The sequence below is a fragment of the Paenibacillus sp. FSL H8-0175 genome, from assembly GCF_045040615.1.
Lineage (GTDB): Bacteria > Bacillota > Bacilli > Paenibacillales > Paenibacillaceae > Paenibacillus_AQ > Paenibacillus_AQ odorifer.
In genome coordinates, this window is record NZ_CP150299.1 from 4,854,734 (window position 1) to 4,866,606 (window position 11,873).

The window sequence follows — 11,873 nt, forward strand, 5'->3', positions numbered from 1 at the left end:
TTTCCCCTCCTAGATGTCATTCCATTTCATTGTCTGTGTAGGGCAGCAACCACTGCAGTGTCACCTGTAATCCTCCAAGCGGAGAAGGCGAGATGCGCAAGCCAGACGTCTCCCCAAAACGCAGCCGCATTCTCTGATGCACATTCCATAAACCGCAGCCCATTTCTTCATCCATCGCCCTGCTTAGTTTATTTTCCAGTTCTATAATTCCCTCTGGCGTCATGCCCTGACCATCATCCTCAACCGTAAGCGTCATTTCTCTGCCTACACATGAACCCGTAATCCGCACCAGTCCCTCTTTGGCGACGGGCTCAATTCCATGTATAACCGCATTCTCCACCAAAGGCTGCAGTACGAGCGGCGGTAGCTCTCTTTTGCGCATTTGCGGTGGGATATTGATCTCATAACGAAGTCTGCTCATCCTCATCTTCTGGATCTCCAGATAATGATTCACAAATTCCACCTCTTCAGACAGCGCAACCAAATCACGTTCCTGACGAGTGGTGTATCTGTAATATCGGGACAAATTATGCGACATCCCAACGACTGCCCCCATATTATCGAGCTTCGCCATACTTGTAATAAAGGAGAAGCAATTATAGAAAAAATGTGGATTTATCTGTGATTGAAGCTGCTTTAAGCGGGCTTCGCGAACATGGATTTTCTCCATCAGCACATTCTCGATCAGCATCTGAATCTGTTCTACCATACTGTTAAACCGGCCGGACAGGAAGCTGAATTCATTCTTCCCTTTAATCTCCACTCGCGCAGAATAATCCCCTTGCTTCAACCGTTGAAAGCCTCCAACCAATAACCTTATAGGCACCTGCACTTGAACATATAATAGATAGGCTACGAGACAGCTCATTAACAACAAAGCACTGATCGCAAAATAAAATAAACGATTAGAGGTCAGGATCGGATGTAGGATTTCAGTCAGCGGCATATAGTCGATCAAATACCAGCCCATTTTGTCCGAATAGACGATATTTACACTGTAGGATTCACCTTCTATTTTGACCGTGCGATTCTCACTAGGCTTCAGCTGGGTCTCTTCCAGCCTGTCTACCAATTCTTTAGCTAACACCTTGTCGGCACTGCGGTTAAAAATAAGTCCTGTTCCCTGCTTATAATAAAAAGGATCTCTTCTGCCATCACTTTTGAATTTATCCAGCATATCCTCTATGTTCCGGCTGTCGAACTCTACCTTCATAACCGTTTTGACTTTTTCCGGAGCGAATTCTGACATAAAAGGTGTAAAAGAAAACCATGAGAATACGAAGCGGTCACCCTCCTGCCCTTCAATCTTCTCCACATGCCAGCCCGACTTCACTTCCCGCTTCAGATCCTCATCTTCGTATAACTTCGCATCATTTTCAGACACCATACGATGAATGGACGGGGAGTATAAATACAGCTTACTCTTCCAATTGGAGGAGCTTTCTTGAATGCTGATTTTGGTCTGAATCCGTTTGATCAGGTTTATCGTATCCAGATTCAAACGCCCTTTTTCCAGATAAGTATCCTTAAGGCTGAGGATATCAGGATCATGGATCAGCAGAATCGGCCACGAAGACAATAACTCCATATTACTTTCTACCTGATTCTGAAAAAAACTAAGCTGATTATTATTCGAAGTATTTAACTCCGTACGCAGCACATCCGTGGTCGTTTTATTGGAATAGAAGTAAAGGATGGTTATCGGGATCAGCATAATGACCATGATACTCACGATTTTGGTAAATAAATTATATCTATACACGTTCCTTCACTCTCCGGCTCAAATGTCATAGCCCCTATTGTACAAACAATCCCTACTTGCGAAAAGATAAATATCTAAAAAATGTGGTAAAGACAGGCCCTAACTGCCTTTTCGAGCACAGTTATTGCCTGTCTGCCTATTATTGCTGCAAAAGATTGAGTATGATGTAAGCCGCTTCAGCGCGTGTTGTATGGGCTTGCGGGCGGAAATTGCCATCTTCGAATCCATTGATAATCCCAGCCTGCGCAAGCGCTGTTATCCCTTCACTGGCATACAACGAGATCAGGTCTTTATCTTTAAAAGAAATAACGTTCACATCTTTCTGACCGTTCACTTTCTCCGCCAACTTAAGCGCACGGTATGAAATAGCTGCCATTTCTTCACGGGACAATTTATCATTCGGGCCAAAAGTGCCATCCGCATGTCCTTGTACAACACCCAATTTCCCAGCAGTATTCACAGCAGAGCTATACCACGCATCAAGGTTCACATCTTTAAAACTACCTGTCCCTCTTTCTGCATTTAGCTCCAGCGCGGGCAGCAGCATGCTGACAAATTCAGCACGTGTAACCTCCCCTTGCGGATTAAAGATCCCGTTTCCTATTCCTTGCACGATCCCTTTAGCCGTCAAGGATTCAATCGCTAACGTGGCCCAATCTGCTGCTTTTAAATCTGTGTACCCCACCTCTGCGTACCCCGCAGCATAAATGCTGAAATGAGTTGGATTAAACACAATCTGTTCCGCGGTTGGGTTGTACCGCACAGCTTTGATAACTTCGTGTTTTCCATCAGCAAGTATCGAATAAACAGCAATCCGCTGGCTCTGCTCCCCGAGCTTCAGCTTGTAGTGGAAGGCTACCGATATTGCTCCTTTTTTGAAAACATCGATAGAAGTCCCGTCTACTGACACATGGATGTTATAGGCCGGGTAGTCTTTTGCTCCAGTTGCCAATGGTGAAGGCAAAGTTGGCGTATCTACCTGAACCAGTGAGAGCGTTAGTTCCTTAGCTCCCGTCTTTATAATTCCTGCACTAGCTTCCGTAGAAACCGTAACAGAGGCCGTCCCATATACAATTACTATTTGAGGATGTTTGCCCTGCTCTAGTATAGAACTCAACGGAAGATGAACGACTGCTCCCTTAAGCTCTCCCGTCGATGGCAGAACAGAAATAACCAGTTTTCCATCCGCCGGAAGCGTCGACAACGCCTTATTGATATCCTCTATACTTAGCGTGATATCAGCTATGCCGGAAATTCCTGCTTGTGCCTTCACCTGAAGTTGTCCTGCCGTTGTATGTTCGACCACTGCTTTATTTGCTGAATTTATAACGCTTGAATCTCTGACGGTGATGATAGGATCAGGATTAACCCCTGTTCCGGGTTCCTCACCAGTGCCGGGATTTCCTCCCGTTCCGGGTTCCTCGCCAGTGCCGGGATTTCCTCCCGTTCCGGGTTCCTCACCAGTGCCAGGATTCCCTCCCGTTCCGGGTTCACCACCAGTACCGGGATTCCCTCCCGTTCCGGGTTCCTCTTCGCCCCCCTCACCGGCCACCGGGGTTTTGAAGACATTTAATGAAGAGAGTGCATTCCCTGCAAAATCGAACATTGCCTGATTCTCCCAAGCATTCCCTTCGCCTACCTTCCAGCCTACACCTTGCACTGGAATCCAAGCTGGTTCCCAATAGAACAAGCCTGTTCCTTTACCATCGGGTACTTTGGACAATACATTCATTACTGTTTTGACCTCAGCCATTTGACCTGCAACCGTAGCTGGGAAGCCACTGCCGTCTAGCTGATCTTGGCGAGCGATGTTATTCTCAAAATTGTCGCCGTCCTCCAGCGTGTAAGGATACGCGGTTTCCGTCACAATCACTTCTTTACCATATTGTTTAGAGATATCGTCCAAGTTAAACTGCAGGCTATCCATCGTTCCGCTCCAATACGGATAAAAGGACGCGCCGATCACATCATAATCAAGATTCCGCTTCGTTAATTCGTCAAAGAACCAACGAAACATATCATTTTTGCCACCTTCAGCAAGATGGATCATAATTTTGATATCCTGACCTGCACCCTCGCTGTCTCTAACTCCCTTCACTCCGCTCTCCAGAAGCGGAACAACCTTCTCAAAAGCATTCTCTTGATCATAGGATTTGCCGTCAGGCCATAACAAGCCCCCATTAATCTCATTTCCGATTTGGACCATATCGGGTGAAGCTCCCTTTTCCTTTAGCTCATCCATAACATCTTTGGTATAGTCATATACCGCTTGCTTCAATTCATCATAGGAGTAATCCGCCCATGCTCCTGGCTTGTTTTGCTTTCCGGGATCAGCCCAGAAATCAGAGTAGTGGAAATCAAGCAACAGCTTAAAGCCTTTGGCTTTAACACGCTGCGCCATTTCCACAACATGCTCACGGTCATTATAGCCGCCAGCTTCCTGAGGATCATTCCATAAACGCAGCCGAATGTAATTTACACCCCGGCTTTTAAGAATATCCAGCAAATCCTTTTCTACTCCATTGTCGTAATACTTTCCACCGGCATCCTCAATCGCTTCCAGTGTGGAAATGTCCGCACCTTTTATGAACCCGGATTGCAGCACAAGCGGAGTAACCTGAATATCAGCTGTGGGTTGTAGGTCTGTCCCTGCAACTTTCCCCATTACGCTGTAAGTTCCTTCAACCGCGTACTCCGCTTCAGTAAGGTCATCCCAGGTTACAGGCAGCTGTTTGCTTGACCCATCTTCGTATATAGCCGTTACCGCTGATGGCAATAAAGCAGGCACATCCGTAATTGTGCTGACATTTATACTCTCAAATCCAACAATAGGCGTGCTGCTGTCACCTACTACTGTTACCTTCGCCACTGCCTTCTGCACAGTACCTGAGATAGAACCGCTTACTGTAAAGGTTCCGGGACGGGAATACTCTGCTGGTGGGATCACATCCCAAGCAACCTGAGCATCCTCCGTGTCAGAATTGCTATATACCACAGTTACAACACTTGGAAGCTCAGGGGCTTGCCCAATTTCCGTGTCCAACCGTACTGGCAGAACAGTTTGTATTTCACCCTGTGCCGGCTCATGCGGCGCGCTGGCTGCGGGAACACCCCAGACCTTCAGATCATTAATGGCTGCCCATTTTCCGCCGTTGATGCCGGTCAGGTTGACCCTTACATAAGAAACATTCCGCAGCTTAAAAGCATTGTACTGAGTTTGCTCTACACTGCTGCTCTGACTTTTGTCCACAACTGTTGTCCATACCTTATGATCACGTGATACTTCAATCGTATATTGATTAATGTAACTCCATGCATTCCAGATGACGGTTGCACCTGACAAATCATATGCACCTTGCAAATCTACTTCCAGCCAATGAGGAAAGCTCCCGTCATTCGCCGTCCAATGTGTGTTCCATTCATCGGAATCTATTGCGTTACCCGCTTCATATCCTGCAAGCTCACTATCGGATATAGCAGGCTTTCCTAGGGCAATATTCTCATCTCCTGCCGCTTGAGCAGACTGCCCAAACGTAAAAGGGGAAATAAGAAAGGTCAGAATCATAAATAATACAAATGATTTTTTCAATGTCTGCTTCCTCCTAAATAATTTAATCATGGATTATGTACTCAGCAGCACAGTCATTTTGTGCACTCCCTAATTGTAAACGCTTTATTAACTCTGCTATATGTTACGTTAGAAACATTTCAGCAGTTTTTGCAGTCGATTTGATCTAAGCAAGGAGTAAAATCACATACAAAAAAAGATGATTCGAAAGCCATACGGCTTCGAATCATCTTTATATAGGTAGAACCATTCCACTTCAATCTGCTCAGAGCGTTTGTGGTTTGGACTGTTGATTAGATAAAAAGAATAAAGCGACCCAGATCAAGGCAAATCCGAGAATCTGCGGGATAGTGACCAGCTGTTGGAACACAATCCAGTTGATGATTACTCCCGTCATAGGAAAGCTGAGTTCAGCCAATGTGGCGAAGGAAGCTTTGGTCGTGCTAAGTCCTTTGTAATACAACAACATACTAAGAAGTCCTGGCAGCAAAGCTTGCAGCAATAAATTAACCGCAATAGCTGCCGATGCACCAAACCCGCCATGAATCTGCCACGGAGCACCTTCTAGCGTAGTGATAACGAAAAGTAAAGGAAGCGCAAGGATAAACCGCAGCGAAGTCACTGTCTCATATTTCATAGAACCGAGCAGATAACGTCCCATGACTGTCGATCCCCCCCACAGTGCAGCTGCTCCCAAGGCCATCAGACTGCTAACCCCAATAAAGTTATTCACATGTCCGAAAGGGATACTCCAGCCAAAGGTCAGCAGATAGGTTCCTACCAGCGCCAACACAATGAGTGGTCCGAAATTTTTCGGCAAACGTTCTTTAAGAATTAAAGCAGCGAGACCGATAGCGAATATTGGCTGAAGCTTTTGCAGTAACAGCACTGCATTCAAATCCCCACTGGAAAGTGCCATCGTAAATAGGATCGTCGCCCCGGCAGAGCCTCCCCATGAAACAATCAATAAAGCACCAATCTGGCGAAATCCAATTCCTTTAAGCTCCGCCCGGTGACGCCAAAGAACAGGTGAAGCAGCCAAGAAAAGCACCACATGCTCCAGAAGAACAATTTGCGATGAGGTTAAGGATTTTAACAGGATGATACGAAAGAGCGGATCAACGCCCCATAATGCTGCACCAATCACAACGAGCCAAAATCCACTGCGTAGCGCTGATGTACTGCCAACCTTAGTTGATGATGAAGCTGTAACATTACTCATAATTTCCTTCTCCTTGTCGATACAAACCCTCGATAAGAGACCAAAAACCCCCGAATTACCAAATAGGTAAACTCGGGGGCATTATCAATAAAGACGTACAAGGATAGACTCCTAGCGTCTTTATCTTATGATCCTCTCCCATCCGGACTTTACCGTCGGCTCTGGATTTACACCAGATCAGTCACTTCTCTGCAAGCAGAACAAGTGAGTCGCGGGCTCAGTTCGCTTTGAACATTACCGCCGGTCGGGAATTTCACCCTACCCCGAGAATCTTGTATTCCGTTGTTTTTTTCACAATCTCAGAATAAACCTCTTCAAGCCATTCGTCCAGTACTTTATGAAAATGTACACATTACTTTCATGTTTCGCAGCATTTTATTACATGTTTGTTCGTAATTGTTCTACTGCTTCATCCAAAAAACTTCTGTATAATGAAATTATGTTGATTTTTCCATAGTTTAGTAATCATGTCGAGGAGGTTGTTATGAAAGAAGCATTCTGGACGAAATTATTGTTCTCCATTTTTGCCGTTGGAGGAATAGCTTTTTTAGGATTCATAGGTGCTATAATTACTGCGCTTTACGGAGGACTGCTGTTTTATACCCCACTTGTGGCGATCTTAGCGATCGTATTAGCCATCTATGTTGTACTCATCATATTTAATGTGTTGTCCCGAAGAACAAGCAATATTGTATTGTTATCTATCCTCGGACTTAGTCTGCTCGCGACCGCAGGATATGAGATCAAGCAAGCGTACGTCAACAGAATTGCCACTGTCGATGATCGGGAGGTTAATCTGCTACAGTATGAACCCTTTGCTGAGAAGACCAAAGCAGTGAATCTGGACGAGCCTTCTTCCTATCATATCGATAGCGATCTTCCAAGATTGGACGGCGCAACCGCACTTTATCCACTGTATTCAGCTTTCGTTCAATCTACTTATCCTGAGGGTTATTATAATCCGTATGATTTTCAAGCAAGTCAAGTAATTTGCAGCAGCACGCCTGAAGCTTACAAGAGATTAATTGAAGGAGAAACCGATATTATATTTGTAGCGGCTCCGTCAATTGCACAACAAAAAGAAGCTAAAAGAAAAGGTGTCGAACTGAAGCTTACGCCGATCGGCCGCGAGGCCTTCGTATTTTTTGTAAACAAACGAAACGACGTAACCGGACTTTCCACCGCTCAACTTAAAGATATTTACGCAGGCAAGGTCACAAATTGGAAAGATGTAGGCGGAGCTAATAACCGAATCCGTGCTTTTCAACGACCTGAAGATAGCGGAAGCCAAACGATGTTGCAAAAGTTTATGAAGGACACTCCACTCATGAAGCCGCCTCAAGAAGACGTAGCGGATATTATGAGCGGTATCATTCAACAAACCTCCAGCTATCGTAACTATAAAAATGCACTGGGCTACAGCTTCTTATTTTACGCCTCAGAAATGAATCGAAACGGGGAAATAGCCCTGCTGGCCATCGATGGTATCCAACCAGACAAGGAAAGTATTCGTAGTGGACAGTACCCTTTGGCAACAGAATTTTATGCAGTGACCGCGGGAAGCGACAACCCTAATATTCAGCCCTTTCTGGATTGGATTCAATCTGCTCAAGGTCAGAAATTGGTAGAGAAAACAGGTTATACATCGTTAAAATAAAATCTCTCTAGCAAATGAGAGCTATCCCAAATGTTTGGGAAGGCTCTTTTTCTATTTTTATACCGAAAATTTTCCTTTTTATCTGTTGTAGAGCGCAACTTTTGGAAACTATTGTCGTTTATACTTTATACGAGCCTTAAACGGCATCAAAGGAAGAAAAAGTAAGAATTGCTAGAGACCAATAAACGGGGATGGTAGGGATTGCAGATGAAAAAGTTTGGTTTTTTGGCGTTACTGCTGCTTTTGTTGGTGCTGGTTCATCCAGGAACTGGTTATGCCGGCTCTGCGGAAACACACATCAACCTAGACGGCAACGATCTTAAGATTTCAAAAGAAGCACAGGTACAAATTGTAAATGGCAGTGTAATGGTTCCTCTTCGTGTTGTTGCGGAACAGCTTGGTTATACCGTGAAATGGGATAATGTGACCAAGACGGCGATCATTGAGCAAAAGGGAACTACTTTAAAGCTGATCGTGGATAATACGATGGCAGAAGCTTCAGGGAAACAAGTCAAACTGGACAATCCTCCGTTTCTCAGTGGCAGCACAACCCTTGTTCCTTTAAGATTTGTTGGGGAACAGACAGGAACTACTGTCGGTTGGGACAATGTAACCAAAACCGTATATTTAACCTCTCCAGTACCTGAGATTGGGGGAAGCGATCCGGAAATTACGGTTCCACAACCCACTCCAACAGCACCTTCAGACAACGGATCAAACGGGAATACAGCAAATGAAGGGAATAGCTCAGTAGCTACAGTCACCAATCTAAGCTTCATCGATAACCAGCTGGTTATTGCAGTGAACGGCAGTATAAAACCTACCGTGTTCACTATGACAGACAAAGACCGAATTGTCGTGGATTTACCGAATACTGGCTTTGGAACCGACTTCCATCAGAATCTGTCCGTAGGAAAGAACCAAAGCGGACAGTTAACGGTTACTGACTATCCTAATGTCTCTGCCGTTCGCTATTCATTATTCAGCAGTTCCCCATCTACCATTCGGATCGTAATTGATCTAAACAGCGCTAATAGCTACAGTCTGATAAATGCTAATGATGGACTTATTATTGTGGATCTTAATGGGACTAGCGTTACGCTTCCTGAAACCACCTTACCAGAAGTACCGGTTATAACTCCTCCACCTTCTACCGGCAACACAGACAAGAAGATAATCGTCATCGATGCAGGACATGGCGGGAAAGATCCAGGGAGTTCAAGTGTTAACAAGCTTAAAGAGAAAGATTTCACCTTACCGACAGCACTGAAAATTGCAGAATTACTAAAGAAAGAACCAAATATCGAGGTTATACTCACGCGCAGTGGCGATACATACCCAACTCTACAGGACAGATCTAACCTCGCCAACAATGTAAAAGCCGATCTATTTATCTCTGTTCATGCCAATAGTATTCCGGCGGGCAGTAAAAGTAACCCTAGTGGCACAGAGACCTATTACACACGTAATGATAGCTTATTATTCGCTCAAACCGTTCACAAATATCTCGCAGTTGCTACAGGACTACAGGACCGAGGGGTTCGTCAAGCAAACTATCATGTAACAAGAGAAACCAAAATGCCCGCAATATTATTAGAATGTGGTTACTTAAGCAATACCAAGGATGAAGCATTGCTGTTTACCCCGGACATCCAAAATAAAATAGCCGAAGCAGTAGTTTTAGGAATCAAAGAATATTTAGGTCGTTAAAAAAATGGGTGTCCCATTAGCCGTTTAGGCTGATAGGACACCCATCTTTATTCGGTAGCAGTGTTCCAAACACTCATTCGTTCCCGCAGATTCGAGGTATGCAGCTCTAGCTGTATACCATCTGGATCTAGAAAATTGACCGTCCAGCCTATTCCCCGTTTGATTGGCCCTCTAATTATGGGCACATTCTGGGTTTGCAATCCTTGGACGGCTTCCTCAAAATGTTCCTCTGCAATACTAAAAGCGATGTGATCTACCCCGACCCCTTTATCTGCAATCGCCATATAATCAGGCTTTTCAAGAAGACATATCCAGGCACTTCCCCATTCCAGATAAGCATCAGTTTTACCTCTATGAACTAGCTGAAGGCCCAGAATTCCTGTGTAGAAATTCAGGGAATTTGCTAAATTACTGACATTTACGGTCACATGGTTAAAACCTTCTACCTGCATCTTTATTCAGCCTCTCAAACTTCTTAAGCCAGCATAGTGACAATTCTTTTGCGTTTCTCTGACTCAGGATCATAAGCTACATGCGTATCTTCATCAAAGATCAAGGTAGCCCGTTCCTCCAGATTGTATTTCGGCCATACCCTCTCTGCTGTAGCCGGATTTCCTTGATGAGCGAAAGCAATCCAAGCGTCATGCATAACTTCAGCCAACTTCTGCATCGTTGGATTAATTTCTGCCCTAAGATGGGTTAGATGAGATAGATTATTAAAGGCATAAACGATTTCTGCACTATGCACAGCTTTATTTAACAAAGGATGACCTGGGATCGTGCCGTCAAAACGGTACATCCAGACTGGTGCATAATTCAATTGGTTTTCCGCCAGAGACACCGAGGTTGCCCAGAAGTAAAGATCCGTTAGAATTTCAGCTTGTCCCTCCCAGGTGGAAGAATAATGGTTAGCAATTTCCTTCAGACTCCCAGTACCCATCATCTGCTCCAGCGCCTTGAGTGATTCGTCAAAGTCTGCCTCAGGTGATTCTTCTCTGAAGAACAAGTTGCCCTCATCACGATTGGTTCCGATCAATAGCGGAATACCATGTGCCGATCCTTCTGCCACAGCCTGTGCAGGTTCTACAGGAAGTATATCCCCATCAATGACAGGCTGAAATAACATGCCAATTGAGCCACCCGTTAACTTTTTAGTCATTCTTGCGGCTGCATCGATAATTTGTTCAGAAGAAAATGTTTGCAGAAGACTGGCATCTCCATCTGGGGCAATCCCTAATTCAGCTAGCAGTGCAGCTGCAATGTACTTTCCTTGCTCGTTAGGCAGCGTCTGAGCAGCCCCACTTTGCATAATCGCGCCAGCGAACAACCCCTTCGCTGCTGGCATAGCCAAAAGGGCTGCGATACTCATACTCCCTGCTGACTCTCCGAATACAGTTACCCGCTGCGGGTCCCCGCCAAAAGCAGCAATATTCAGTTTTACCCATTCCAGCGCAGCAATTTGATCCAATAATCCTTGATTAGAAGCAAGCCCATGGCCAAATGGAGACAAATTCATGAATCCAAATGGACCCAGCCGATAGTTAATGGTCACTAAAATTACTTTGCCTCGCTCAGCGAAGCTTGTGCCGTCAAACTGCGGCTGACTTCCAGCCCCGGTCACAAACGTCCCCCCGTGAATCCAGAACATAACAGGCAGGGGCTCATCATGAACTGCTGGCGCCCAAATATTTAAATACAGACAATCCTCGGAATGAAGCGGCGTCTTGCCACCGAACCGAGTACCTCTCGTATCCGCTGGCTGATGACTAACTGGACCAAATTCAGAAGCATCTCTAATCCCATCCCAGGCCTCTGGTGGCTGTGGTGCACGAAACCGAAGTTCTCCAACAGGTGGGGCTGCAAAAGGGATCCCGCGCCAAATGTTCACGTCCCCCTCCTGTATTCCTTGAAGCTTACCGTAAGAGGTTACTGCTATTGGTCCTCCCATTACATT

Annotated in this window: 7 protein-coding genes and 1 riboswitch; of the genes, 2 read left to right on the forward strand and 5 right to left on the reverse strand. The window is 45.2% G+C overall.

The features are described from left to right. Positions 1 to 16: 16 nt before the first annotated feature. The 3 genes from MHH46_RS21685 to MHH46_RS21695 all read right to left on the reverse strand — a co-directional run bounded on the left by MHH46_RS21685 (position 17) and on the right by MHH46_RS21695 (position 6,552). The gene (locus tag MHH46_RS21685) at positions 17 to 1,723 is read right to left on the reverse strand and encodes a sensor histidine kinase (protein WP_405132628.1); all 1,707 of its coding nucleotides are present in this window, start codon (positions 1,721 to 1,723) and stop codon (positions 17 to 19) included. Between the two features lie 178 nt (positions 1,724 to 1,901). Continuing rightward, positions 1,902 to 5,351 carry a glycosyl hydrolase 53 family protein gene (locus tag MHH46_RS21690; protein WP_076192259.1) on the reverse strand — a complete coding sequence of 1,150 codons (3,450 nt, stop codon included), beginning with the start codon at positions 5,349 to 5,351 and terminating at the stop codon, positions 1,902 to 1,904. A 244-nt stretch (positions 5,352 to 5,595) separates the two neighbouring features. Then, positions 5,596 to 6,552: a DMT family transporter gene (locus tag MHH46_RS21695; RefSeq protein ID WP_076104422.1), complete on the reverse strand. Its 957-nt coding sequence runs from the start codon at positions 6,550 to 6,552 to the stop codon at positions 5,596 to 5,598. 126 nt (positions 6,553 to 6,678) lie between these two features. Continuing rightward, positions 6,679 to 6,827: riboswitch (FMN riboswitch) on the reverse strand. A 209-nt stretch (positions 6,828 to 7,036) separates the two neighbouring features. Between MHH46_RS21695 and MHH46_RS21700 the strand changes: the two genes are divergently transcribed. Both MHH46_RS21700 and MHH46_RS21705 read left to right on the forward strand, forming a co-directional pair. Beyond that, positions 7,037 to 8,209: a substrate-binding domain-containing protein gene (locus MHH46_RS21700; RefSeq protein WP_076192262.1), complete on the forward strand. Its 1,173-nt coding sequence runs from the start codon at positions 7,037 to 7,039 to the stop codon at positions 8,207 to 8,209. Positions 8,210 to 8,416: 207 nt separating this feature from the next. Further along, a complete protein-coding gene (locus MHH46_RS21705; protein ID WP_076192328.1) occupies positions 8,417 to 9,919 on the forward strand; it encodes an N-acetylmuramoyl-L-alanine amidase family protein in 1,503 nt (500 codons plus the stop codon). Between the two features lie 47 nt (positions 9,920 to 9,966). Here MHH46_RS21705 and MHH46_RS21710 read toward each other — a convergent pair whose 3' ends face one another. Both MHH46_RS21710 and MHH46_RS21715 read right to left on the reverse strand, forming a co-directional pair. Continuing rightward, a complete protein-coding gene (locus tag MHH46_RS21710) occupies positions 9,967 to 10,371 on the reverse strand; it encodes a VOC family protein (RefSeq protein ID WP_076192264.1) in 405 nt (134 codons plus the stop codon). A gap of 23 nt (positions 10,372 to 10,394) precedes the next feature. Continuing rightward, a complete protein-coding gene (locus tag MHH46_RS21715; protein WP_076192267.1) occupies positions 10,395 to 11,867 on the reverse strand; it encodes a carboxylesterase/lipase family protein in 1,473 nt (490 codons plus the stop codon). Positions 11,868 to 11,873: the final 6 nt, after the last annotated feature.